This window comes from Bacillus jepli, assembly GCF_047238305.1.
Taxonomy (GTDB): domain Bacteria; phylum Bacillota; class Bacilli; order Bacillales; family Bacillaceae_L; genus Ferdinandcohnia.
In genome coordinates this window covers 2,380,591-2,406,377 of record NZ_JBDFMO010000001.1, presented here as the reverse complement: position 1 = coordinate 2,406,377, position 25,787 = coordinate 2,380,591, and the positions used below count along the sequence as shown (strand labels likewise).

Sequence of the window (25,787 nt, the reverse complement as noted above, 5' to 3'; positions counted from 1 at the left end):
TACTAACTATGCATTTGCCTTAGCTGCTTCTGCTTGTCTAAGCTCAATTCTTCTAATTTTTCCTGATGTTGTCTTTGGTAGGTCACTTACAAATTCTATTTTTCTTGGATATTTATAAGGTGCTGTCATTTGTTTGACATGGTCCTGTAGGTTTTTGACCAGTTCCTCAGTGGAAGCAACACCTTCACGTAATACAATGAATGCTTTTACAATATTCCCTCGCACTTCATCAGGACTTGCAACAACTGCACACTCTTTTACAGATGGATGCTTAACAAGTGCATCTTCAACCTCAAATGGTCCAATGGTGTAGCCTGAACTAATGATAATATCATCAGCACGCCCTTCAAACCAAAAATAGCCATCTTCGTCTTTTTTCGCCTTGTCTCCTGTAATATAGTAATCGCCTCTAAATTGCATGGCTGTTCTTTCAGGGTCCTTGTAATATTCTTTAAAAAGAGCTGGAGTGTTTACATGGACACCAATATCGCCCACTTCCCCAAGCGCACAAGGCTTACCAAACTCATCAACAATTTCTACATTATTACCTGGTGTTGGCTTGCCCATGGAACCAGGCTTAATTGTCATTCCTTTTAATACACCTACTAGTAACGTATTTTCTGTTTGTCCATACCCATCTCGAACTTCTACGTTAAATTCTCTTTTGAATGTGTCAATTACTTCCCGGTTTAAAGGTTCACCCGCTGATACAGCACTATGTAAATCCGGCAGTGAGTAATCAGATAGATTTTCAACCTTTGCCATGAGACGATACTCAGTTGGCGTACAACATAAGACATTGATTTTATATGAACTTAGCAATTCCAAATATTTATTTGGATTAAATTTACCGTTATACACAAATCCAGTTGCACCACTTCCGAGCGTCGAAAGGAATGGACTCCAAATCCATTTTTGCCAACCAGGACCTGCTGTTGCCCATACTGTATCTGATTCACCTATACTTAGCCAATAAGGTGCCGCCGTTTTTAGATGTGCAAATGCCCAACCATGTGTATGAACGACCCCTTTTGGATTGCCAGTTGTCCCAGATGTGTAAGATAAGAAGGCCATGTCGTCCTTATTTGTTTCTACTGCATGTAGTTGATCAGATTGATTTTTCATATTCTCTTCTAAGGAATCCCAACCATCTACTTTATCCCCCACTACAAACTTTTGAATATGGTCGATATTTTCAATGGATAAAAATTGGTCACAATATGGGTAGTAGCTAATAATCGCCTTAACGTCTCCATGAGTAATTCGGTATTGAAGATCTTTCGTACGGAGCATTTCAGAACTCGGGATAACCACTAATCCAGCTTTTAACGCCCCTAAATAAACCATGTATGCTTCGACTAGACGAGGAACAATGATTAATACTTTGTCACCTTTCTTTAAGCCTTTGTTCATTAAAGTATTTCCAATTTGATTAACGTTTTTGAAGAGGTCTACGTATGTGATTTCCTTTTTGGTTCCCTGCTCATCTTCCCATTCTAATGCAATCTTCTTTGGGTCATTTGCATATTTTTCAATTTCCTGTACAAGATTATACTTTGCAGGTGCAATTAAATCTTCTCTTTTCACGATCATTCCTCCTCCACTTTTATAGTCTAATTATATAAAATATTTCAACCAATTTGGAAGAGGTTTTGTGAAAAAATTATGACCAGGTTATAATACTTGATTCCAACTTTAATGAATCCAATAGAAAAGGACGGGTATGAGCCCGTCCTTGTAGCCATTTATATATATTTTTTAGAAGTTACCTCCGCCCATATGTTGTTGAGCGTAAGATACTAAACGCTTAGTGATTTCTCCACCAACAGAACCGTTAGCACGAGAAGTTGTATCAGCACCAAGGTTTACACCGAATTCTGTTGCAATTTCATATTTCATTTGATCAATAGCTTGTTGTGCACCAGCTACTAGAAGTTGATTGCTACTGTTGTTGTTTGCCATGTGACTTCACCTCCTTGTGAGTATATAATGTGTAAAATCACATAGCAAAATACATTTAAACCACTGGTAAATGTTCACAACAAATGAATGATTAACTATTAGAATAGATCTTCAATCTCTTCTTTCTTAGAACCGTCTAAAGTAATTATTTCTGTTTCATTCACTGCTTTTTCAATCAAGCTTTCAAAATCAGTGTAACTTTCATAATGTGTTACTTTCTCTAGTCTTGGTCTTGTTTTTGGTGCAGCTGGTGTAAAGATCGTACAGCAATCCTCAAACGGTCGAATCGATATATCATGTGTATTGATTTTCTTTGCCATATCAATAATATGAAACTTATCAACTGTGACAAGTGGTCGAATAATCGGTGTATTAGTGACATTGTTTATGACATGCATACTTTCCAATGTTTGACTTGCTACTTGTCCAAGGCTTTCTCCCGTTACAATCGCTAGCGCATTGCGCCTTCTTCTGATTTCGTCGGTTATACGAAGCATCATCCGTCTAGTTGAAATCAATGTATAGTTTTCCGGTATTTGTCTTTGAATGGTGGTCTGAATTTCAGTAAAGGGTACGATATGCAGCTTAATCGTACCTGAAAAATCAGTTAGCTGCTGTGCAAGGTCAATTACCTTTTGGCGTGCACGTTCACTTGTGTATGGTGGACTATGAAAATGGACTGCTTCAAGTGTTAATCCCCTTTTCATAGCTAGGAAGCCTGCAACAGGACTATCCAAACCTCCTGAAAGCATGAGCATTGCTTTCCCGCTTGAGCCGACTGGAAGTCCACCTAAGCCTTTCTCATCCTTAAAGGTAATGTAAGTAGCTTCCTTACGAACCTCAACTCGCATATTGATATCAGGGTTATGCACATCAACATGAATTTCTTGGATATTCTTTAAAATATGTGACCCTAATTCATAATTTAACTGATTGGAATCAAGTGGAAAGGTTTTGTCTGAACGTCTAGCCGATACTTTGAAGGATTTTCCTTTATGATCCAACTGTTTGAAGGCTGCAAGAACGCCTTCTTTAATATGTTCGATTTCACTGATAACCTTTAACGCTAAACTAAAGGATTGAATACCAATGATATTTTTGAGGATCTCCACGATTCCCTCATGGGGTTCTCCATTAAGCTTGATATAAATTCGATCTCTCGTTTTTTGAAACGTAAGTCCCTGGTAATTTTTCAGTTTTCTTTGTATTTGAGTTGAAAGTTTATTAATAAACAAGTTACGATTTCGACCTTTTGTTGTAATTTCGCCAAATCGTATTAATATGTGATCATATTCCATTTCTTTCCCCCATTACATTTTGTAATTTCTGTATTGCATTCTCAATCGCATTTATTACAATCGGAACTTCTTCCATTTTATTTTGATGGGATAGACTGATCCGAATTGAGCTATTTGCTTCAACTACTGGTACTCCCATTGCAAGCAACGTTTTACTTGGTTCATTTTTTTTCGATGAACATGCGGAGGTCGTCGAAACGTATATTTCCTTTTCCTCCAATAAATGTACAAAAACCTCAGGCTTCAACCCATCAATTGAAAAATTTATAATATGTGGAGCGCTACTTCCCTCGGGTGTATGAATCTTGACTCCGTTCATTTTTGTTAATTTTTCGATTATCGCTTTTTTTAGACCTGTGAGATGTTGAATAGCTTCATCTCTTTTCTCTATTGTTAACCTTAATGCCTTGGATAGGGACACAAAGCCGGCTACATTTTCTGTACCTGCTCTTTTTTGCATTTCTTGATCCCCACCAGCGATTAAGGATTGGATTCGAACACCTTGGCGCACGAAAAGTACTCCCGTTCCTTTTAATCCATTAAACTTATGTCCTGAAATCGTACATAAATCAAGTTTTGCCTTATTGAAATCTAAATTCGTTTTACCTATTCCCTGTACATGGTCAACATGAAAAATGATCTTCGGATACTTTTCTAAAAGCTGTCCTATCTCTTCAATCGGTTGGATTGTCCCAACTTCATTATTCACATGAATAATTGAAACTAAGATTGTATCTTCACGGATTTCATCTTTTAAGCTTTCAATCGATACCACACCATTATTATCAACTGGAAGATAGGTTATTTCAAACCCAAGGTCTGCCAATTGCTTGCAGGCTTCACTTACAGAAGGATGCTCAATTGATGTTGTAATGATATGTTTACCTCGATTTTGATATTGAAAAGCAATCCCCTTAATTGCAAAGTTATTTCCCTCAGACCCACCGGATGTAAAAATAACCTCATGTGGTTTTACATTCAAGAGGGATGCAATTTGTGTGCGGGACTGACTTAGAAGCTTTTCAGCTTGTCCACCTATTCCATGTAAAGAAGAAGGATTCCCAAAATAATTTGTTGAAACTTTTAAATATGAATCAATGACATCATCAAATGGTTTTGTTGTTGCACTATTATCTAAGTAGATCATCAAATTTCCCCTAATAAGCTTATTTGCATCAAAATCATATCATAAAATGGATTAATTGAAAAAAGGAAAGGACCCCAAGTTTTGAGGTCCCATGTTTATTCACGTTCGTCATCAAGTAATACTTCAATCTTCTTCAGTGCTCCCGGATCCACATCCTCAATTGCAGTTGCTGCTTGCTCTAGTGCAAGTGCATACTCGAAATTCCTAAAGGAGTTTTCAGCTTCCAGTAAGCTTACGGCAATTTTTGGATTTCGGCTACGATATCGGTTGCCATATTGAATGACTTTTTCTGCAAGATATACTTGCTCAATCATTTCTTCTGTATTTTTATATGTCTGTGAAATTAAATCAAGTGCAATTTGCAAAGCTTGATTTACAGTATTCATATTTAGTGGTTTTTCCTCAAGCGTTGACATGACTTGTGTTAAAGATAATTTTGCTTCAGACATAAGTTCAGAATATTTAACAGGCAGACCTGGAATATTACTTTTTGAAATAAGACGTTTTGCATCCGCAAGCTGCTTCTTCATTTCCAAGATTTGTTCTCGTGCATGTAGTTCATCTTTGCGAAGAGTTTTCAGCATTTCAGAGTATTGTAAATGCTCTTGCTTTACATCTTGGATTTTACCGTAAATTTCTTCAAGTTCATTTCTAATTAAAGAATAGGCAATTTGGTCTTCCTCAAGCTTTACTTGAATCGAAACATACTGTTTTACAAGTTGTTTGATTTGTTTCACGATATTACGGTGGCGCTCAAGATCCTGGTCATTCACATGATAGCTTTGCTGCACAAATGAGGTTTCTTCCTCTGTGCTTTTACTACCTTCAATTAAGTCTTCAAGATCCTGTTCGATTTTTTCAACCTCGGTGTTAACAAATTGATTTGCCTTTACTTCCGCTTCAAGTAAATCATATATAGTATCGAGTGATTCTCGTGTTTCATCCAATCCTTTTTTCGCTTCTTCAAGCTTAAGCTCTTCTATTAATGCAATATATTGAGTTAATTGCTCCTTCATTCTTTCGATTTCTTTTTCAATTTGATGATGTTCAAGAGAATAACCTTCCTGTTCCATCTGACTATATCCTTCTGAAACTTCATTTAATTGGTTCGGGAGCGCGGTTTGACTTTCATGTAGCAAGTGAGGAATTTCGTCCATCTGCTGTTTTGTTACAGCAAGAGCATCCTTAATGAGAAGTACGATTTCTCTTGCTTCGAAATAGTTCCCGTTCGTGGTAGCTTCTTCAAATTCTTTGAATTTTCCATAAATACCCTCTAGTTTTGTTTCAAGTTGTTTTTCCGCACAACCAAAAGTATGTCGGTGCGCAAGTAAAATTTTCTTCAACTCACGATATAATTGATTTAATTCATCAACCTCTACGCGATTTTTTTCTTCACTGCCAACTAAATCCTTAAGTTCTTCTAAAATCACGGCAATATGGCTTTCAGCATCATTTAAAATGGCTTCGATTTGAGCGAGAACTCGTTTCGCCTTCCCGAATCGATATTTATCTGCAAGGTCTTCTGCATCAAATAATAATTCCTCTACATCTGGAAGTCCAACTGTGACGATCTCATCCCACTGTTTTCGCCAGCGTTCAAATAGTTCCTCAGTTTGACCTGTCATATTGAGATCTTTTACCTTTGCAATTTCATCGGTAACGGGTCGATTCATCATATCTATCTTCCAGGCTTCTAACCTATCTACATCTTTATATATCTTTTTTCTCGAATAAAATCCAAAAATAGCAACTACACTTATTACTACGATTATGCCGATTATGATTTCCATAATTTGGCCTCCTTGCTCCCACAATCAATCTATTCTAAACATTTATGTATTTTTTTATATAAATTTCTATTGAAATGTTTTTTTAATGTATTTATGATACCATGTAAACGACAATTTTTGACTAAAACTTTTAAAATTTTTTACAAATTTTATAAAAAAATGAGGGATTTGTCGATGAAAGCAGATGGTCACATCCATACACCCTTTTGTCCACATGGTACAAAGGATGCATTTGAGGAATATATTGCACAGGCAAGGCAATTAGGATTTAATGAAATATCGTTCACTGAGCATGCACCACTTCCCGCACGATTTGTTGATCCCACGCCTCAAAAGGATAGTGGAATGGATCCAAATAAATTAGAAAACTATTTTACAGTTTTAACTGAGCTTCAAAAGAGATTTGCAGCCGAGATTAAAATTAATATCGGTTTGGAGGTCGACTATATTGAGGGATATGAAGTGGATACAAAAGCCTTTTTAAATGAGTATGGTCGCTATTTGAATGATAGTATTCTATCTGTTCACTTCCTAAAAAGAGAAAATCAATACTATTGTCTTGATTACAGCCCTGATATGTTTGAAACGATGGTACGGGACTATTCGTCAGTAGAGGCCGTTTATGAAGCTTATTTTAATACATTATTAAGTTCAGTTACATCAGACTTAGGTTCGTATAAACCAAAAAGAATAGGTCATATGACGCTTGTTCATAAGTTTCAAAAAAAATTTCCTACATCCAAATGTTTCAACGATAAAATAAACACGATTCTAGACATGATTGCAGAACTTGGGCTATCTTTGGACTATAATGGCGCTGGTATTAATAAACCTCTTTGTCAGGAGGTATATCCTTATGAACAAGTCATTAAAGAAGCCATAAAACGAAAAATCCCTCTTGTCTATGGTTCAGATGCCCACAGCAGGAAGGATTTAAATCAAGGGTTTAATGATTTATATAAAGGTGCTGTTCTCGTTTCGCCGACTACATATTGACTGGGAATGGGGTTACATTATTCTTTACCGATTGTGGATGTTTACAAATAGTCGTGTTGACCCACTTTTCAATTTCATGGCAATATTGCTCATTCACATACAGTTCATAAGGCATTAAATGGAGAACCTCTGACATATATTGAGGATATAAATATGGCATCGATACCATACCCTTTAACTGCATAATGGCATACGGAATTGGTATAAGGGCAAATTCCTGTTGCTTCATCCCAGTTTCAAAAATGGTTTGAAAATAGTATTTTTCCTTTGCCATATAGGTGGTCATGATTTCACGAATCAATGTGGTATCAAAGGAAATTTCCCTTTGGACAAATCGCGATAGCTGTCGATTTTCCTTTTGGTATTCCATAATGCCTCTGATCGCTAGCAATAAACATTCTCTGGCCGTTCTATTATCTAATTCAATATAGGCATGTTCAACAAATCTCAAATATCCTTCTAAATAAGAGGAAACAAGATGTTCAAGTAAACCTTCTTTATTCCCAAAATAATAGGAGATATTGGCAACATTACAATTTGCTTTTCTAGCAATTTCACGAACGGTTGTGCCATCAAAGCCTTTTGAATTAAATAAAAAAACAGATGAATCTATAATTTTTTCTTTCATGCTTTTTTTCATAACGAACCCACCTTACCCTTAATATTGTATAGATTTCGCTATGCTACGGTAGATTCCTTTAAGATTTTATCGACAAGTCACGCACGATACGTTATTATTTGATATTATTTATGTAGGATTAACTCAAATGGAGGGGAAGAATCATGTTTCATGTCGAACAATATAAAGGCAAGAAAGCCGAAGACTATCAACTCGTAACAAAACAACTTCAAGCTTTACTAGAAGATGAGCAAGACCAAATCGCAAACTTAGCAAATGCCTCAGCATTGCTTAACCAATTTTTAGACACTATTAATTGGGTTGGTTTTTATATAAAAAAAGGAAATGAACTTATTCTTGGACCTTTCCAAGGGTTACCTGCTTGTGTACGAATTCCGATGGGACGTGGCGTTTGTGGTACAGCCGCACAAAATCAAAAGACGGAAAGAGTTGCAGACGTTCATCTTTTCCCAGGACATATCGCCTGTGACAGTGCATCCCAATCCGAAATTGTTGTTCCAATTATGAAGAATGGTGAAGTGTTTGGTGTGTTGGATATCGACAGTCCTATCAAGGAACGCTTTGATGAAGTGGATCAGCAATGTTTAGAAGAAGTTGTGAAAGTCTTGGAAAAACATATATAAAAAAATAAAACCAGTGGGTCTCCACTGGTTTTTTGTTACCCATTTAACGCTTGATTTAAATCTTCCCAAATGTCCTCCCATGCTTCTAGTCCAACCGAAAGACGGATTAAATGATCGGTAATTCCCATTTTCAACCGTGCATCTTCCGGAACAACTGCGTGTGTCATGGTGGCTGGGTGTTGGATTAGGGTTTCAGTATCACCCAGACTCACTGCTATTTTAATTAATTTGACACGGTTTAAAATATTTTGCGCATCCTTCTTTGTACCCTTAATGGTAAAGGAAATTAACCCTCCTGGCCTACGCATTTGTTTTTTCATAATCTCATAGGCAGGACTTTCTGGATCTCCTGGGTAATAAATCCGCTCCACATTTTTATGTTCTTTTAGTAATGATGCAATTTTTTCTGTATTGTCACAATGGCGTTCCATTCGTACCGGGAGGGTCTTTAATCCTCGAAGTAAAAGCCAAGCATCGAATGGAGACATAATCCCACCTATATCCTTTTTCGTTGTCATAGCAACTTGTTGGATAAAATCCTTCTTCCCGATGACAAGTCCTGCGATCACATCGCCATGTCCTCCGATATACTTAGTCGCACTGTGAACAACAATATCACATCCTAATTTTATCGGCTGTTGAAAATATGGTGAACAGAAGGTATTATCAACCACAACTGGGATATGATGTCGTTTAGCGATTGTAACAACTTTTTGTAAATCAATGAGCTTCATGGTTGGATTAATTGGTGTCTCGATGTAGATTAATTTTGTCTGTGGAGTTATTTTTGAAAGTATTTCTTCCTCATCGTCCATATCGCTAAAATCATGATTGATATTGTATTTTTCCTCCATCATTTGAAGAAGACCAAACGTGCACCCGTATAGCCCTTGTGAACAAAGAATATGATCACCAGATTTTGTTAGGGCAAACAATACAGCAGAAACCGCAGCCATTCCTGATCCAAATGAAAGTCCTGCTTCTCCACCTTCGAGGATTGCAATTCTTTCTTCTAAAAGCTTTACTGTTGGATTGCCTAAACGTGAATATATATACCCGTCTTCTTCACCCGCAAAACGAGCTTCTCCTTGTTCTGCCGATTCAAAAGTAAAGGTTGACGTTTGGTAAAGCGGTGGTGCTAAGCTCCCATTTGGGGATACTGCCCCGCCTCCATGTATCGCTAATGTATCAAAAGATTTACTTTCACTCATGCTCCCTTCTCCCCCTTAAGCCTTCATTCTATCATTAGCATATGACAAGTATGCTTGTTTTGAAAGCGTTTTCTAATTCCTTAGGGGAATACTTGGTTTTTGAGGATGCTTTTGACAGCTCCTTCCTCCAAAAACAGAAATAGTGCACCTACCGTTAGGTCGATTAAAAAGGACATCCGATTAAGAATGTCCTTCAACCACTTTATTTTCACTTGCTATGACTTGATTTTTTCCTGACTGTTTTGCAACATATAACGCATTGTCTGCACGGTGGAAAAGACTTTGGAATGTTTCTTTAGATTCCTTGTACCATGTTGCAACACCACACGAAATTGTTACTTTTGGATTTGATAACTGTTCGACCCTTTTTCCAAGTCGCTCGGCAACGGCAATCCCTGCCGTTAAACCAACCTTCGGCAAATAAATTGCCAACTCTTCTCCGCCCCATCTTGCTCCAATATCGTTATCACGGATGTTTTCCTTAATTAGATTGGCAATTTGAACGAGCGCTTCGTCCCCGACTTGGTGACCATACGTGTCATTGATTCTTTTGAAATCATCAATATCGATTAAGATAAACGTACCAAAAGCGTCTGTTTCCAATGATTCCTGGACACAATCCTCTAAATAATTGCGAGAGTATAGTTTTGTTAAATAATCCGTAATCACAAGCTTTTCAAGTTCTTCTCGAAGAATCGAATTTGTAAAAGCCAAGGAAGAATGGTGAATTAATGATTGGAGAAGCTTAAATTTATCGAAAGAAAAGAAATATGGTGATTCATGTAAGACAATGGCAACTCCCAAAATTTCATTACGCTGAACCATTGGAACGGACATCATCGAACGATAAGAGGATCTTTTAAATGCTGGCTCTACCTGTAAATCTCCTATAAAAAGAGGCTCTTTTTCTAAGAAGATCCGGTTAAGGCTATATAAAACATAGGCTTCCCCATGCCCTTCTTCAAAAAAAGTAGTACTTCCAGGAAGTACCTCTATTTGCTCATTCGATTGTAAAAAGAAACCTACCTCATTGGCACCAAAAGAATTTCGGATTTGGGATGACATGAATGTCAATGTATCTATTAAACGCAAATTCGAATTTAATTTATGTGAAGTTTCGTTAATTAATTGAAGATCCGCTATTAATTGCTTTGATTGTTGGTAAAGCTGCGCATTCTCAAATGCATGTCCAGCAGTGTTGGCCAATAACTCAATAAACTGAATTTCTGATGTAGGAAATTCCACCACATCATAAGCATTGATTTGTAATACTCCATAAACACCTTGCCGCCCTTTTAGCGGAGCATAAATATTGGACATGTTTTCAGCAAACAAATTTTCAACTTGCAAACTTCCAGTTACAAACGCTTGCATGACAGGCGAGTTGTCGCCATATTCATATTCTTTAATTTCCTTAATAGGAATAACATTATGTCTCGTATTATCATGTGCAAGAAATAAGGTATATGTAAACGATGGGTATACATCTTGCAATGTATTTAAAACCTCTTCAAGCACAGCATCAATATCCATCGTTGAATGAAACTTTGAGGTTACTCTAAATAGTTGCTCATATCTTAATTCTTCATTTGGAAACTTCACGATTAATCACCCATCTGACATTTGTACTTAATACATTTATTATAATAGAAAATGCACGAAAATGTCTCATTATCTATCAAAAAATCCAAATTTATTATAACTTTCATGTATAATATCAAATTTCACCAATTAATGATGCGGTTCTTGCTGATTTTTATATCAATTCATGAAAACTTGACTTCCTAATCTAAAAATCATATAATGGTCGTTGTGTAAAATATTGCAGCATATGTGAGTAGTTTTTGTTTTATTTTGTTCCTCTTATGAGCTTTAGCTCATAGATGGTGTATCACGTAACCTTTGGCTGCTAGGGCGAAGATACATGAAAACAAAATAGTCAAAGGCATTAATCACATCTGTTTTTATTTTACAACAAAATAAAAACACTGAAGGAGGAGTCATTCATGGCTCGTTATACAGGTCCAAGCTGGAAATTATCCCGTCGTCTTGGCATTTCATTAAGTGGTACAGGTAAAGAATTAGAAAAGCGTCCTTACGCTCCAGGACAACATGGTCCAAACCAACGCAAGAAGCTTTCTGAATATGGTTTACAATTACAAGAAAAGCAAAAGCTTCGTCATATGTACGGTGTGAATGAGCGCCAATTCCGCAACACATTTTCAAATGCAAGCAAAATGCAAGGAATTCTTGGTGAAAACTTCATGATTCTTCTTGAATCACGTTTAGATAACCTAGTTTACCGTCTTGGTCTTGCTCGCACTCGTCGTGCAGCACGTCAATTAGTTAACCATGGTCACATTCTTGTTGATGGAAACCGTGTTGATATTCCATCTTACCGTGTAAAACCTGGTCAAACTATTGCTGTTCGTGAAAAGTCACGTAACCTAGTTACAATCAAAGAAGCGATCGAAGCTACTACTTTTGTACCAGAATATTTAACTTTTGATGCTGAAAAGTTAGAAGGAACTTACACTCGTTTACCAGAGCGTTCTGAACTACCAGCAGAAATTAACGAAGCATTCATCGTTGAGTTCTACTCACGTTAATCTTCCTAAAGAGGAAAGGGACATCCCTTTTCTCTTTTTTTATATAAAATAAGGTGCCCCTCAAGGAACACCTTTGTATGTTAGTATTTGATTAAGAAATATTTTTTCTTACCACGACGGATGACTGTGAATTGGCCTTCAATACGATGTTGCTCGTTAAGAACCGCATCTACCTCTTGGATTCTCTCACCATTGACATAGATAGCACCATTGCCAATATCTTCACGTGCCTGACGCTTAGAAGGAGAAATCTTACTCATGACCAATAAATCAACTAAACTAACTTCTGCTTCCCCATCAAATTCATAGGAAGGTACATCCTTAAAGCCTTGTTTAATCTCCTCCGCACTTAATTCACTGATTGAACCACTGAATAATGCTGCAGAAATTTTTACCGCTTGCCGAAGCGCAGCCTCACCGTGTACCAATTTGGTTACCTCTTCTGCCAACGTCTTTTGCGCTAAACGTTTTTCTGGTGCATGTTGAATTTCCGCTTCCAAATTTTCAATTTCCTCTTTGGAAAGGAATGTAAAATACTTTAAATAACGAACAACATCACGGTCATCCGTATTAATCCAGAATTGATAAAACTCATATGGTGACGTTTTTTCTTTATCTAACCAAATTGTTCCACCTTCTGTTTTACCAAACTTTGTTCCATCCGCTTTTGTTACAAGTGGAATGGTTAGACCAAATGCTTTGGCATCCTCGACTGTCTTACGGATTAATTCTAGTCCAGCTGTGATATTTCCCCATTGGTCACTTCCACCAATTTGAAGTCGGCATCCTTCATTTTCATAAAGCTTTAAAAAGTCATAGGATTGTAAAATCATATAACTAAACTCTGTAAATGAGATACCTGCATCTAAACGTGATTGGACTGAGTCTTTAGCAAGCATGTAATTGAGTCCAAAACTCTTTCCGATATCACGCAAGAATGTGATTAAATCCAAGCTCCCGATCCAATCATAGTTATTCGCAATTTGAGCCGGATTTTCTTCTGCTTCAAAATCTAAAAAGCGAGAAAGTTGCTCCCTGATGCTATTGCTATATTGTACAACAACCTCTTGCGGATTGAGCGTTCTTTCGGCTTTTTTACCGCTTGGGTCACCGATTAGTCCAGTAGCGCCTCCAACTAAAGCAATCGGTTGGTGTCCAGCCAACTGGAATCTTCTCAATGTCAAGATCCCTACTAAATGACCGATATGTAAGCTATCTGCTGTTGGATCAAATCCACAATACAATTTAATTTTTTCATTCGCTAATATATTCTGTAACCCTTCTTGATCGGTTACTTGATTTATAAGCCCCCTATAGGTCAAATCCTGTATAACATCCATTATTTTTTCAATTCTCCTTTTAACCTTATAATAAGGTTTTTCTATCACACTATGTCTAATATTGTCAAATTAAATAATGGAAATTCACAAAAAAATACTAAAGTCACTATGGTATATGCTATAATAAACATGGATTTTTAGGGGGATGATTATGAATTTTAAAAAATCACAAATATTTGAAAAAATTAACTCTTTTTGGCAAAGAGTCACATCGAATAAAGTAGCAAGAGCAATTACTGGCAAGAAGACCCGTAAAGGTGTAAGAGTTACATATGGTGTTGTATGGAATCTATTTTTACTGTTCTTTATCATCGCGATACTGGGTCTTGGATTTGCAAGTGGTGCAGGTGCTGGTTACTTTGCATCCCTAGTAAAGGACGAACCTGTTCGAGATTATGAAAGTTTACAGAAAGATATTTATAATTACGAAGAAAATACAGAAGTATACTTTGCAAACGACATCTATCTTGGTCAATTGCGCGCAGACCTTCAGCGTGAAGAAGTATCCTTGGATGAAATTTCTCAATATGTAAAGGATGCAGTAATTGCAACTGAAGACCAGTACTTCTATAAGCATAATGGGGTTGTGCCGAAATCAATTTTACGTGCAATCGTACAGGATGTTACAAATTCACCTATCCAAACTGGTGGAAGTACACTAACCCAGCAATTGATTAAGAACCAAATCTTAACAAATGAAGTTTCGTTTGATCGAAAAGCAAAGGAAATCTTAATTGCATTACGACTTGAAAAGTTTTTTGATAAAGATGAAATATTAGAAGCATATCTTAATATTATTCCTTATGGCCGTAATTCATCAGGTCGAAATATTGCCGGTGTACAAACGGCAGCACAGGGGATTTTCGGTGTAGATGCAAAGGATTTAAATCTGCCACAAGCAGCCTTTATCGCCGGTCTACCACAAAACCCATATGTCTATACTCCCTTCTCAAATCAGGGAGGAAAGGTAAAAGAAAACCTAGAACCCGGACTTAACCGAATGAAAACGGTATTGGAGCGGATGCTTACAGGTGGCTTTATCACCCAGCAGCAATATGAGGAAGCGCTGGCGTATGATGTTCGTGCAAACTTTGCTCCACCAAAGTCAGAGCCTACTGAAAAATATCCATGGTTAACTGCCGAAGTAGAAAAACGTGCCAGAGATATTCTAATGAAAAAGTTGGCTAAGGACGATGGATACGAGGAAAAAGATCTTGAAGAGAACAAGGAATTACGAAGTCACTACCATGAAATAGCTGACAAAAACCTTCGTCAAAATGGATATAAAGTTCATACTACAATTGACAAGGAAGTTTTTGACACTATGCAAGAGGTAGTAAAAAATTATCAATATTTTGGTCCAGATCAATCGGAAGATAAGGTTATTGATTCGGAAACCGGTGAAAAAGTAAAAGTGATGGAACCGGAAGAAACGGGTTCTGTTCTCATTGAAAATAGCACAGGTAGAATTATTAGTTTTGTGGCTGGACGTGATTTCGAACGTGAACAAACAAATCATGCACTAAGCCCTCGTCCTAATGGGTCGACAATGAAGCCCCTTTTGGATTATGCACCAGCCATGGAATTAGGATTAGTACAACCAGGAAGTGTCATAGCCGATGTGAAATTCAGCTATGGAAATTACACCCCACAAAACGTTGGTGGTAAATACGACTTTGATGGTTTAATGTCTGTTAGACATGCATTACAAATCTCAAAGAATATTCCAGCTATCAAAACGTATTTAAAGGCGTTTGATCAACGCCCCATTACGTTTTTAGAGAAAATGGGGTTCACCACCTTAGATGAAAGAGATTATCACGCACCTTCATTAGCCATTGGTGGGATGACATATGGTGTTTCTGTCGAAGAAAATGTAAATGCGTTTGCGACATTTGCAAATGAGGGTAAGTTTGTAGATGCTTATATGATTGAAAAGATTGTTACGAACGATGGGGAGATCGTATACGAACATGAAAGCAAGCCTGTTGAAGTATTTTCACCACAAACTGCATATTTAACGATCGATATGATGCGTGATGTTATTAATGGGGGTACTGCTTCATCGCTTAATGGTTATTTAAAGTTTAATGCGGACTGGGCAGGTAAAACAGGTACAACTAACTACATTCATGATGTATGGTTTGTTGCAACAAACCCGAATGTAACATTTGGACTTTGGATGGGGTATGATACACCAAAGTCCATACCTCCAAGCTATAAGGGTCTATCCTATTCAAGAAGAAGTACTCTTCTATGGGCCCAACAAATGAACGCGGTATATGATATTAGGCCTGAACTTGTACAGCCAAAAGAAAATTTCAAAATGCCTGGTGGAATCGTATCACGTTCCTATTGTGGAATTTCAGGTCTACTTCCATCTGATTTATGTAGGGAAGCTGGTCTAGTTCAATCAGACATATATAACGCAAAATATGTTCCAACTAAGGTAGATGACAACCTTGTTAAAGGTAAGTACATTGAAGTAGACGGAAAAGCCTATAGAGTTCCTGCAAGTGCTCCACAAGAATTTGTTCAAGAAGGAATTATGATAAAGAAGGAATTTTTAGAGGAACACGATTTGAAGGATTCAAAAGCTATTGAACAACTGCTTCCAAAAAATAGTCGTTGGAAGAATCTTGTTATAACTGAAACAGAAGAACTTAAAGACAATGGATCTGTTCCATCCCAAGTAAAGGGTGCCGCCATTACTTCTGGGATCTTAAGATGGGCAAAACATGAACACAATGATGTGATTGGATATCGAATTTATGGCGCTGCTAATTTTACAGCAGATTTCAAAAAGATTGGAAGTATTCCTGCGACGAAGGATTTACAATTTAATGTTGGAAATTCCGTTGGAGCCTATTATGTTACGGCCGTTGATGTCACTGGTAAAGAAACACCACTTGCAAATTCAGTTTTAGTTAAGAATGGCGACTATAAACCAGAGCCAGAGGTGGAAGTCGTTACTCCTCCAGCAGAGGAAGGAAACGATAAAGATAATAAAGGTGATAACGGAAATAAGGGTAACAATGGAAATGGTAAGGACAAAGATAATGGTGAAAATTAAAGGATAGAAAAAGAGGTGCTCCCATTTAATTGGAGCACCTCTTTTTTAATGATATTTTAATTTTCCATTGTAGAAAGGTCGCCTGTCGGTAAGTCAAGCTCCCACGCCTTCAGAACACGTCTCATGATTTTTCCACTACGCGTTTTTGGAAGTTTATCCTTAAACTCAATTTCTCGAGGAGCAGCATGTGCTGCTAATCCCTTTTTCACAAAATCTCTAATTTCTTCTTTTAACTCATCAGTCGCTTCATACCCATCAACTAATGAAACGAACGCTTTAATGATTTCTCCGCGTACTGGGTCAGGCTTTCCGATAACGCCTGCTTCAGCAATGGCTGGGTGTTCAACAAGCTTGCTTTCTACTTCAAATGGTCCAACTCTCTCTCCAGAGGTCATGATTACGTCATCGACACGACCTTGGAACCAGAAATAACCATCTTCGTCCATATATGCTGAATCCCCTGATACATACCAATCACCTGGCATAAAATAGGATTCATATTTGGACGGATTGTTCCATATTTGATACATCATGGACGGCCAGCCTTTTTTAATAGCCAAGTTACCCATTCGATTTGGAGGTAATTCATTGCCTTGATCATCGACAATGGCCGCCTTTATTCCAGGGAATGGCTTACCCATAGAGCCTGGTTTAATCTCCATACAAGGATAATTACTAATCAATTGAGCGCCTGTTTCGGTCATCCACCAGTTATCATGAATGCGTAAATTGAAGACCTTCACTCCCCAACGAACAACTTCGGGATTGAGCGGCTCACCAACACTTAAAATATGGCGCAATGAGCGCAATTCAAATTGTTTTACTAGTTCGTCTCCAGCACCCATTAACATTCTAAAAGCAGTTGGTGCACTATACCAAACTGTAATTCCATAATCCTCAATGGTTTGGTACCAGTTTTCCGGACTAAAACGTCCTCCTACGATTACGTTGGATGCTCCATTTAACCAAGGACCAAATATCCCATAAGAGGTTCCTGTTACCCATCCTGGGTCAGCGGTACACCAATAGATGTCATCCTCTTTTAAATCAAGAATCCATTTGGCAGTTTGATATTGTTGAATCATCGCATTATGAACATGCAAGACTCCCTTTGGCTTACCCGTAGAACCAGAGGTATAATGCAAGAGCATGCCGTCCGTTCTTTCTACCCATTCAATTTCTAGTTCTTTGCTTGCCGTTTTTAACCGGCCAAGAAAATCAATAAAAGGACCATCCTCTTTTACGTTCTCTCCGACTAAAACAATATGCTTTAATGCAGGTAATTCATTGAATGGAATACGGTCTACTAAATCTGGTGTAGTGACAATCACTTTCGCTTCGCTATCGTCTAAACGATCACGTACAGCACCTTCCATGAATGCTTCAAATAGCGGACCCACAATCGCTCCTAATTTAATAGCCCCTAATATGGCAAAATATAATTCTGGAGAACGCGGCATAAATACAAAGACGCGATCACCTTTTTCAACATCGGCAGCTTGTTTTAAGACGTTTGCCGCACGATTTGTATATTCTTTCATTTCTTTAAATGTATACTTCTCGTCACGAGTTGAATCACGGTAATAAAGGGCAATTTTATTTTTCCTCACACCCTCAGCATGGCGGTCAATGGCTTCATAGGCGATATTAACTTTACCTGTTTCAGACCAAGAAAAACTTGATTCTACTTCCGTCCAATCAAAATTCGCATAAGCTTCATCATAATCTTTTAAATTATAATTTCCCTTTGTTGCTGGTAGCGCTTCCACTTTCACATCACATTTCCCCTTTATGTAAGTTATTTACTATTCTATTATAAAATAAAACTTCTCTTTTCTCAATTTTTTAAATTTTTTATATATAATATTCCTAGAGAAAATTGTATAATTAGTGTAAAAGACTTTGTAAACGCTTCATTTTTCCTAAATTCATGTATAATGAAAAGTGACTTTAGAATGGTGGTGACATTGTGGAGCATAAGAAAACATATAACGCAAAGGAACTAAAGACCCCTCATGGTACGCTCATTTTAGAAGGTCCAATAACTGGAGAGGCTCTTGCAAGCTATGAATTTCACGAGGACCTAGTAGCTTTTCGTACTCCTAACCAACAACATAAAGCATTGATAGAAATTGCAGATTTGCCTGAAGGTAGGATTATTATTGCAAGAGAGCATAATACCATTGTTGGGTATGTTACATATCTATACCCAGACCCGCTTGAACGCTGGTCTGAAGGAAAAATTGATAATTTAATAGAGTTAGGTGCAATTGAAGTTATTCCGAAGTTTCGCGGCTGTCAGGTTGGAAAAAATCTATTATTTGTTTCAATGATGGATGATGCCATGGAGGATTACTTGATCATAACGACTGAATATTATTGGCACTGGGACTTAAAAGGCACTGGCCTTAATGTTTGGGAATATCGGAAAGTAATGGAAAAAATGATGAGTGCTGGTGGACTTGAATGGTTTGCAACAGACGACCCTGAAATTAGTTCACATCCTGCTAATTGTTTAATGGCTCGAATCGGAAAACGAATAAATCAGGAGACAATTGAAAGATTTGACAGGCTACGGTTCATGAATCGATTCATGTATTAAAGGATGTTCAAAGGTAAGGGGGATATACATGATTATTGAAGAAATTATGAAAAAAAATGTATCAACGTTATCAGCTGATGATACCATCTCAACAGCGATCAAAATGATGGACGAAAAGAAGATTCGTCATATTCCCATCGTAGACCAAAATCAACATCTGATTGGGCTAATAAGTGACCGGGATCTTCGTGATGCAAAGCCTTCCATTCTGGACTTTACAAACGAAGAAAAAAGCCTTGAATCACCGATTAAAGAGATTATGGTAAGAGACGTGATAACCGGGCATCCACTTGATTTTGTTGAAGAAGTCACCGCTGTCTTTTCCCAGCATCGAATTGGCTGCCTCCCCATTGAATCTAATGGAAAATTAGTAGGAATCATCACGGAAACGGACCTACTTCATACCTTTGCACAATTAACTGGTGCAAATCAACCCGGCTCACAGCTAGAAATTAAGGTTCCGAATCGAGCTGGTACGCTAGCAGAGGTTGTCAATATCATCAAAAATCATCATGTTAATATTCACAGTGTCCTTGTTTATCCCGATAAGGATGTCCAATATAAAATACTTGTATTACGAGTTCAAACAATGAATCCGAATAAAATCATTACAAACCTAAAAAATGAAGGCTACACTGTTATGTGGCCATCACTATCAGGACTTTAATCATGGAGAAAGAATCAGTTTTTATCTATTCGGATCAATTGTTAAAATATCGTTTTAGTGATGACCACCCCTTTAATCAAACAAGGGTAAAGCTTACATATGATCTACTCAAAAGTATCAATTTGTTAGATGACTCGGATATTATACCTCCTAGAATGGCAACCGACGAGGAATTGAAGCTTGTTCATGACCCTAGATTCATCGATGCGGTCAAGTTAGCTGGAGAAGGTAAACTCTCTGAAGAGGTTGGACATAGCTATGGAATTGGCACTGAGGATACACCCATTTTTCCAGGGATGCACGAAGCGAGCGCTTTGTTGGTTGGAGCTACCCTTTCTGCCGTTGACCATGTAATGTCTGGAAAGTCAAAGCATGCTCTTAATCTCGGTGGTGGATTACATCATGGATTTCGGGGGAAAGCTTCCGGATTTTGTGTATATAATGACAGTGCCGTTGCCATACGTTATATGCAAAAGAAATATAATGTTAAAGTGTTATATGTTGATACTGATGCACATCATGGTGATGGTGTACAATGGACATTTTATGATGATCCTGATGTATGCACTCTTTCCATTCATGAGACAGGACGCTATCTCTTTCCTGGTACAGGAAACGTCACTGAGAGGGGCTCAGGCAAAGGTTACGGCTATTCCTTCAATGTCCCATTAGATGCATTTACCGAGGATGAATCATGGTTGCACGCCTACACTACGGCCTTTACAGAGGTAGCCGAATTTTTTAAACCAGACGTCATCTTTACACAAAATGGTGTAGACTCTCATTATTATGATCCATTAACCCATTTGTCGACCACTATGAAAATCTATCGAGAAATTCCTAAGCTTGCCCACAAGCTTGCTGACCAATATTGTGATGGTCGCTGGATTGCAGTAGGTGGGGGTGGCTATGATATATGGAGAGTTGTACCAAGGGCATGGTCTTTAATTTGGCTTGAAATGATTGAAAAATCGGAAATAGATGGTCCCCTTCCAATTGATTGGATCAATAAATGGCAACCAATGGCTAAGTTAACTCTTCCTTCATTCTGGGATGATGAACCGACTATTTATCCACCTATCCCTAGAAAATCGGAAATTGAGGAAAAAAATGCGCTAACCGTTACCAAAACCCTTTATCCGATTCGTAATAAATAAATAGAAAACACGGCGATTGCCGTGTTTTCTTCATACCTTATTGTTTTGTTGATTTTCTAAATTCAATACGGTGTGGTAAAACCACAATTTGTTCCTCTACATTTTCTTTGTTCATGAACTTTGTTAGTAATCGCATTGCCACTGCACCAATATCATACATTGGTTGAACAACTGATGTTAGCTGTGGACGTACCATCAGCGCTAAGCGTGTATTATCAAAGCCAATCACTTCAAAGTCATCAGGGATTGAATAGCCTAAATCTTGTGCACAATGGATGACACCTAATGCCATTTCATCTGAACCCACAAAGACAGCTGTCGGCTTATCAGCTAATTCATGGATTTTCTCGAATCCTTCAATACCAGAATCATATGTGTAATCACCCTCGATCACATATTCTTCATTGTAAGAAAGACCCGCATCTTCGATTGCACGTTTATAACCAGCCAGTTTCTTTTCACCATTAATCGGTTCATTTAATAACCCACTAATAAAGGCAATTTTTTTATGACCTCTTTTAGTTAATTCAATAACCGCATCATATGATGCTTGTTCAACATCAATCGTCACGGCTGGAACTGAATTTGTGTTTTCTACTGAGGCAGCTAATACAATCGGCACAGGAGATTTTTCGAATTCTTGGACATGTTCTTCTGTAATATTTCCGCTCATAAATACAATACCGTCTACTTGCTTTCCAAGCATTGTATTTAAAAGATGAAATTCTTTATCCTTGTTTTGGTCCGAGTTGCTAAGGATAATATTGTATTTGTACATGGTCGCAATATCTTCAATTCCACGTGCAAGCTCTGAATAAAAAATATTAGAGATATCTGGAATGATTACTCCGACTGTTGTTGTTTTCTTACTTGCTAATCCCCTTGCCACAGCATTTGGACGATAGCCTAATCGATCAATTGCTTCCTGTACTTTTTTTCGGGTTGTTGGTTTTACATTAGGGTTACCATTTACAACACGTGATACGGTTGCCATTGAAACATTGGCTTCCCTTGCAACATCATAAATTGTCACATTCATTGACAGCACTCCTTATTTCAAGTTACCACTTATATGTAGTATGAACTTTTTTATACAAACAAATGTCATATTTGCTTACTTTATGTAGATTATCATACGCTACTTAGTTTATTAGGGCAATTACTTTGTGCACTTTTTAACAATTTCGTTAAAAAAAGCTCAAAAAAACCTCCCACTATAGTAGTAGGAGGTTTTCATGAAAACTATACACGAACAGCTTGAGATGCCTTAAGTTCTGTAATCCATTTTTCAAATTGATCAAAATCCATTTGCTGTGCTGAGTCTGATAAAGCAACGGCTGGATCTGGATGTACCTCCGCCATGACACCATCTGCTCCAATTGCTAGAGCTGCTTTTGCACATGGCAATAATAAATCACGACGTCCAGTTGAATGTGTTACGTCAACAAATACTGGTAAGTGTGTTTCTTGTTTTAAGATTGGAACCGCAGAAATATCTAATGTATTTCGAGTCGCTTTTTCGTAAGTACGGATACCTCTTTCACAAAGAATGATTTGGTCATTGCCCTGAGAGATAATATATTCTGCTGCATTTACGAACTCATCGATCGTAGCAGCTAATCCACGTTTCAATAATACAGGTTTCTTTACTGAACCTGCTGCCTTTAATAATTCAAAGTTTTGCATGTTACGTGCACCGATTTGAATAACATCAATGTAATCGCAAGCAACTTCAATGTCTGCTGGGTTTACAATTTCACTGATAACAGCCATATCCATCTCGTCAGCAACACGTTTTAGAATTTGTAATCCTTCTAGACCTAATCCTTGGAAGTCATAAGGTGATGTTCTTGGTTTAAAGGCTCCACCACGAAGTAATCGTAAGCCATATTTTTTCGCTTCTGCTGCAACTGCAGCTGTTTGCTCATAGCTTTCAACTGCACAAGGACCAACGATAAATTGCTGTGTGCCATTTCCAATTTTAACACCTTTTACATCTACAATTGTATCTTCAGGCTTTTTCTTACGTGAAACAAGGAGAGCTTTGCGATGATCATCTTCTTGTATCTCAAGACCTGCTTTAAAGATTTCTTTGAAGATATGTTGAATGGTTGATGTTTCAAATGGTCCTTCATTATGCTCCAAAATATTATTTAACATTTTTCTTTCGCGTACCGGATCATAACGATTAACACCTTGTGTCTCTTTTACTTTTCCAATCTCTTGAACCAATTTACCACGTTCGCTAATAAGTTTTAGAATTTCAAGATTAATTTCTTCAACTCTATCGCGAAGATTATCCAATTCTGCTTTACTCATCTCACTCTTCCTTTCTTCACAAGCTATATGTCGCAATCTAAATGAAAATATGGTACATTTCAAGTAATTAAAATTCATTATAAACGAAATCGTTCGAACTGTCACGAATTTTTTTATTACTTAAACGCTTTTAAGCAATAAAGTATAATATGACTCTTATAAATAATAGGTGAATACATAATGGAAAAAAAATCTACAATTTTTGCACTTGACATTGGGACACGTTCTGTAGTCGGACTTATTGTCGAAAAAACGGGCTCCTCCTTTAAAATAATTGACATTGTAATACGTGAACATAAGGAAAGAGCAATGGTTGATGGGCAAATTCATGATATTATTGCTGTCTCTAATGTAATACGTGACATTAAAGAAACACTAGAGGTAAAGCATGGTAAATTAACAAAAGCAGCTGTTGCTGCTGCAGGAAGATCCTTAAAAACAGAACGATCCAGAGAAACAATACAGATTTCTTCAAAGCCTTTGATTCAGAAGGAAGATATTTTACATTTAGAGTTAAGTGCTGTCCAAAAGGCGCAATATGCATTAGCCGAAAAAAATCAGTCTGAAAAAAGTCATGATTACTACTGTGTAGGTTACTCCGTCATTCACTACTTTTTGGACAATCAAGAAATAGGGAGCTTAATTGACCAGCAAGGAAATGAAGCCAGCGTTGAAATCATCTCGACTTTCCTACCTAAAGTGGTAGTTGAATCATTAATATCGGCTCTGCATCGAGCAGACCTTGATATTCAGGCACTCACTCTTGAGCCTATCGCTGCCATTAATGTGCTCATTCCACAGTCGATGAGAAGATTAAACGTAGCGTTAGTTGATATTGGTGCAGGGACTTCTGACATTGCCATTACGGATGAAGGAACCGTTGTTGCTTATGGAATGGTACCAGTTGCTGGGGATGAGATTACAGAAGCAATTAGTGACCAACTCCTCCTCGACTTTCCATTAGCCGAGCAAGCAAAACGTGATTTATTAGCTAATGACATCATTCAAGTCGTCGACATTCTTGGCTTTGAATCTGAAATCAGCAGGCTAGAAGTGATTGAAAAAATTTCTGACTCGATTGACCGATTAGCAGAATCGATTCAAAGTGAGATACTAAGTTTAAATAAACATAAATCTCCTAAGGCTGTCATGCTTGTTGGTGGAGGTAGCTTAACGCCTGAACTTCCAAAACGCCTTGCGAACTTACTAGGATTGCCAGATAATCGTGTTGCAATTCGAGGTATTGATGCCATTAATCAGATTGAAATGACGGAGCATATTAAGAAAGGTCCTGAACTCGTAACACCTATTGGTATAGCAGTTGCATCAAGCCAATCACCTGTCCACTATGTCAACGTAACAGTCAATCAAAAATCAGTGAGACTTTTTGAAATGAAACGTTTAACTGTGGGAGATAGCTTACTAGCAGCAGGAATAAAGCTGCATACGTTATATGGAAAACCTGGGTTGGCGATGATTGTAAAGGTAAACCATCAGACCATCACCATTCCAGGAGGATATGGAGAGCCTCCTGTCCTTTTAAAAAATGGGGTACCATGTTCATTTGAGGATGAAATTACAAATGGTGATGAAATCATAGTTAGCAAAGGAAAAGACGGTGCAAAAGCAACCGTGATGATTAAAGAACTGATTGACGATATTCCTCAAAAAAGAATTTACATGAATGGCGAAGAAGTTGTGATAACAGGTACTATTAAGCAAAATCATCAATTAGCTAGTCCTGAAAGTTTTGTCCAAGACCATGATGAAATATCGTTTTATTTTCCTGAAACGATTGAAGAAATGATCGAGATAAGTAACTATCCATTCCATGATGATTTGATAAATGAGTTTACGATTTCATTAAACGAGCAAAACATCCAGTTCGAACAATTTTCCAGTAAGATAACGAAAAACGGAGTAAAGATACCCATACATTCAACATTTATGGACGAGGACTCCTTTGAAATAGAGCCGGGGACGCCCCCAACCTTACGTTTATTTGCAGAAATACAAAAAATTCAAATGGACTATACAATTGAAGTATTCTTTCAAGAGAAAATGATATCCCTTAAAAAGCCATTACATGAGTTTTATCGAAATGGGGAAATTCTTCATGAAGATGAGATTCTTAAACACGGTGATCAACTCCAAATGAGAACAAAAGAAGTGGAACCTTTTATTTTTCAGGATCTATTTCGCTTTGTCGATATCCAATTACCTACAGGTTCAATTGGAAGGTTTAAGCTATTAAAAAATGGAGAAGAATGCACATTTTATGATGTCCTGTCACCAGGCGATTATTTAGACATTGTTTGGTCAGAAAAATCAATTTCATAAAAAAAAGAGTCCA

The 25,787-nt window shown here is 37.4% G+C and carries 20 protein-coding genes; 8 read left to right on the top strand and 12 right to left on the bottom strand.

Annotation, left to right across the window (positions count from 1 at the left end; all coding sequences use genetic code 11):
* Positions 1–6 precede the first annotated feature (6 nt).
* From mbcS to ezrA, 5 genes are all read right to left on the bottom strand, one after another.
* On the bottom strand, positions 7–1,587 hold the full coding sequence (gene mbcS, locus ABC371_RS12345; protein ID WP_412897067.1) for an acyl-CoA synthetase MbcS: 1,581 nt from the start codon (positions 1,585–1,587) through the stop codon (positions 7–9).
* Positions 1,588–1,758: 171 nt separating this feature from the next.
* Positions 1,759–1,962: an alpha/beta-type small acid-soluble spore protein gene (locus ABC371_RS12340; protein ID WP_412897066.1), complete on the bottom strand. Its 204-nt coding sequence runs from the start codon at positions 1,960–1,962 to the stop codon at positions 1,759–1,761.
* Positions 1,963–2,060: 98 nt separating this feature from the next.
* Positions 2,061–3,260 (bottom strand): tRNA uracil 4-sulfurtransferase ThiI, encoded by a 1,200-nt coding sequence (gene thiI / locus ABC371_RS12335; protein WP_412897065.1) that lies wholly within the window; start codon positions 3,258–3,260, stop codon positions 2,061–2,063.
* The gene (locus tag ABC371_RS12330; RefSeq protein WP_412897064.1) at positions 3,250–4,407 is read right to left on the bottom strand and encodes a cysteine desulfurase family protein; all 1,158 of its coding nucleotides are present in this window, start codon (positions 4,405–4,407) and stop codon (positions 3,250–3,252) included. The genes thiI and ABC371_RS12330 overlap by 11 nt, the downstream gene beginning before the upstream one ends.
* A gap of 95 nt (positions 4,408–4,502) precedes the next feature.
* Positions 4,503–6,197, bottom strand: coding sequence for a septation ring formation regulator EzrA (gene ezrA, locus ABC371_RS12325; RefSeq protein ID WP_412897063.1), 1,695 nt, complete (start codon positions 6,195–6,197; stop codon positions 4,503–4,505).
* A 174-nt stretch (positions 6,198–6,371) separates the two neighbouring features.
* On the opposite strand from ezrA, the gene hisJ reads away from it, so the two are divergent.
* Positions 6,372–7,193, top strand: coding sequence for a histidinol-phosphatase HisJ (gene hisJ, locus ABC371_RS12320; protein WP_412897062.1), 822 nt, complete (start codon positions 6,372–6,374; stop codon positions 7,191–7,193).
* Here the strand turns inward: hisJ and refZ are convergent.
* Positions 7,183–7,833: a forespore capture DNA-binding protein RefZ gene (refZ, locus tag ABC371_RS12315; RefSeq protein ID WP_412897061.1), complete on the bottom strand. Its 651-nt coding sequence runs from the start codon at positions 7,831–7,833 to the stop codon at positions 7,183–7,185. The genes hisJ and refZ overlap by 11 nt on opposite strands.
* Before the next feature lie 143 nt (positions 7,834–7,976).
* On the opposite strand from refZ, the gene ABC371_RS12310 reads away from it, so the two are divergent.
* Positions 7,977–8,456, top strand: coding sequence for a GAF domain-containing protein (locus ABC371_RS12310; RefSeq protein ID WP_412897060.1), 480 nt, complete (start codon positions 7,977–7,979; stop codon positions 8,454–8,456).
* 35 nt (positions 8,457–8,491) lie between these two features.
* Here the strand turns inward: ABC371_RS12310 and megL are convergent, their stop codons facing one another.
* Both megL and ABC371_RS12300 read right to left on the bottom strand, forming a co-directional pair.
* A complete protein-coding gene (gene megL, locus ABC371_RS12305) occupies positions 8,492–9,667 on the bottom strand; it encodes a methionine gamma-lyase (protein ID WP_412897059.1) in 1,176 nt (391 codons plus the stop codon).
* 180 nt (positions 9,668–9,847) lie between these two features.
* On the bottom strand, positions 9,848–11,269 hold the full coding sequence (locus ABC371_RS12300) for a sensor domain-containing diguanylate cyclase (RefSeq protein WP_412897058.1): 1,422 nt from the start codon (positions 11,267–11,269) through the stop codon (positions 9,848–9,850).
* Positions 11,270–11,673: 404 nt separating this feature from the next.
* On the opposite strand from ABC371_RS12300, the gene rpsD reads away from it, so the two are divergent.
* The gene (rpsD, locus tag ABC371_RS12295) at positions 11,674–12,276 is read left to right on the top strand and encodes a 30S ribosomal protein S4 (protein WP_136378133.1); all 603 of its coding nucleotides are present in this window, start codon (positions 11,674–11,676) and stop codon (positions 12,274–12,276) included.
* 80 nt (positions 12,277–12,356) lie between these two features.
* On the opposite strand, the gene tyrS is transcribed toward rpsD, so the two are convergent.
* Entirely contained in the window at positions 12,357–13,616 is a 1,260-nt protein-coding gene (tyrS, locus tag ABC371_RS12290) for a tyrosine--tRNA ligase (protein ID WP_412897057.1), read from the bottom strand.
* 151 nt (positions 13,617–13,767) lie between these two features.
* Here tyrS and ABC371_RS12285 point away from each other — a divergent pair, with 151 nt between their 5' ends.
* Positions 13,768–16,689, top strand: a complete 2,922-nt coding sequence (locus ABC371_RS12285) for a transglycosylase domain-containing protein (protein WP_412897056.1) — start codon at positions 13,768–13,770, stop codon at positions 16,687–16,689.
* A gap of 56 nt (positions 16,690–16,745) precedes the next feature.
* On the opposite strand, the gene acsA is transcribed toward ABC371_RS12285, so the two are convergent.
* A complete protein-coding gene (acsA, locus tag ABC371_RS12280) occupies positions 16,746–18,464 on the bottom strand; it encodes an acetate--CoA ligase (RefSeq protein ID WP_412897055.1) in 1,719 nt (572 codons plus the stop codon).
* A gap of 194 nt (positions 18,465–18,658) precedes the next feature.
* Here acsA and ABC371_RS12275 point away from each other — a divergent pair, with 194 nt between their 5' ends.
* Genes ABC371_RS12275 through ABC371_RS12265 form a run of 3 tightly spaced genes read left to right on the top strand, consistent with a single transcriptional unit; the run spans position 18,659 to position 21,115 of the window.
* Entirely contained in the window at positions 18,659–19,291 is a 633-nt protein-coding gene (locus tag ABC371_RS12275; protein ID WP_412897054.1) for a GNAT family N-acetyltransferase, read from the top strand.
* 28 nt (positions 19,292–19,319) lie between these two features.
* The gene (locus tag ABC371_RS12270; protein WP_412897053.1) at positions 19,320–19,958 is read left to right on the top strand and encodes an acetoin utilization AcuB family protein; all 639 of its coding nucleotides are present in this window, start codon (positions 19,320–19,322) and stop codon (positions 19,956–19,958) included.
* 2 nt (positions 19,959–19,960) lie between these two features.
* Entirely contained in the window at positions 19,961–21,115 is a 1,155-nt protein-coding gene (locus tag ABC371_RS12265; RefSeq protein ID WP_412897052.1) for an acetoin utilization protein AcuC, read from the top strand.
* A gap of 37 nt (positions 21,116–21,152) precedes the next feature.
* Here the strand turns inward: ABC371_RS12265 and ccpA are convergent, their stop codons facing one another.
* Positions 21,153–22,154, bottom strand: a complete 1,002-nt coding sequence (ccpA, locus tag ABC371_RS12260) for a catabolite control protein A (RefSeq protein ID WP_412897051.1) — start codon at positions 22,152–22,154, stop codon at positions 21,153–21,155.
* 203 nt (positions 22,155–22,357) lie between these two features.
* The gene (locus ABC371_RS12255) at positions 22,358–23,434 is read right to left on the bottom strand and encodes a bifunctional 3-deoxy-7-phosphoheptulonate synthase/chorismate mutase (protein WP_412897050.1); all 1,077 of its coding nucleotides are present in this window, start codon (positions 23,432–23,434) and stop codon (positions 22,358–22,360) included.
* Positions 23,435–23,614: 180 nt separating this feature from the next.
* Between ABC371_RS12255 and ABC371_RS12250 the strand changes: the two genes are divergently transcribed.
* Positions 23,615–25,774 carry a cell division protein FtsA gene (locus ABC371_RS12250; protein ID WP_412897049.1) on the top strand — a complete coding sequence of 720 codons (2,160 nt, stop codon included), beginning with the start codon at positions 23,615–23,617 and terminating at the stop codon, positions 25,772–25,774.
* The last annotated feature ends 13 nt before the right edge of the window (positions 25,775–25,787 follow it).

Excerpts from the sequence above, each read along its gene's own strand:
- ABC371_RS12340 (WP_412897066.1), bottom strand. The coding sequence starts at position 1,962 with ATGGCAAACAACAACAGTAGCAATCAACTTCTAGTAGCTGGTGCACAA.
- thiI (WP_412897065.1), bottom strand. The coding sequence starts at position 3,260 with ATGGAATATGATCACATATTAATACGATTTGGCGAAATTACAACAAAA.
- ABC371_RS12330 (WP_412897064.1), bottom strand. The coding sequence starts at position 4,407 with ATGATCTACTTAGATAATAGTGCAACAACAAAACCATTTGATGATGTC.
- ezrA (WP_412897063.1), bottom strand. The coding sequence starts at position 6,197 with ATGGAAATCATAATCGGCATAATCGTAGTAATAAGTGTAGTTGCTATT.
- hisJ (WP_412897062.1), top strand. The coding sequence starts at position 6,372 with ATGAAAGCAGATGGTCACATCCATACACCCTTTTGTCCACATGGTACA.
- refZ (WP_412897061.1), bottom strand. The coding sequence starts at position 7,833 with ATGAAAAAAAGCATGAAAGAAAAAATTATAGATTCATCTGTTTTTTTA.
- ABC371_RS12310 (WP_412897060.1), top strand. The coding sequence starts at position 7,977 with ATGTTTCATGTCGAACAATATAAAGGCAAGAAAGCCGAAGACTATCAA.
- megL (WP_412897059.1), bottom strand. The coding sequence starts at position 9,667 with ATGAGTGAAAGTAAATCTTTTGATACATTAGCGATACATGGAGGCGGG.
- rpsD (WP_136378133.1), top strand. The coding sequence starts at position 11,674 with ATGGCTCGTTATACAGGTCCAAGCTGGAAATTATCCCGTCGTCTTGGC.
- tyrS (WP_412897057.1), bottom strand. The coding sequence starts at position 13,616 with ATGGATGTTATACAGGATTTGACCTATAGGGGGCTTATAAATCAAGTA.
- ABC371_RS12285 (WP_412897056.1), top strand. The coding sequence starts at position 13,768 with ATGAATTTTAAAAAATCACAAATATTTGAAAAAATTAACTCTTTTTGG.
- ABC371_RS12270 (WP_412897053.1), top strand. The coding sequence starts at position 19,320 with ATGATTATTGAAGAAATTATGAAAAAAAATGTATCAACGTTATCAGCT.
- ABC371_RS12265 (WP_412897052.1), top strand. The coding sequence starts at position 19,961 with ATGGAGAAAGAATCAGTTTTTATCTATTCGGATCAATTGTTAAAATAT.
- ccpA (WP_412897051.1), bottom strand. The coding sequence starts at position 22,154 with ATGAATGTGACAATTTATGATGTTGCAAGGGAAGCCAATGTTTCAATG.
- ABC371_RS12255 (WP_412897050.1), bottom strand. The coding sequence starts at position 23,434 with ATGAGTAAAGCAGAATTGGATAATCTTCGCGATAGAGTTGAAGAAATT.
- ABC371_RS12250 (WP_412897049.1), top strand. The coding sequence starts at position 23,615 with ATGGAAAAAAAATCTACAATTTTTGCACTTGACATTGGGACACGTTCT.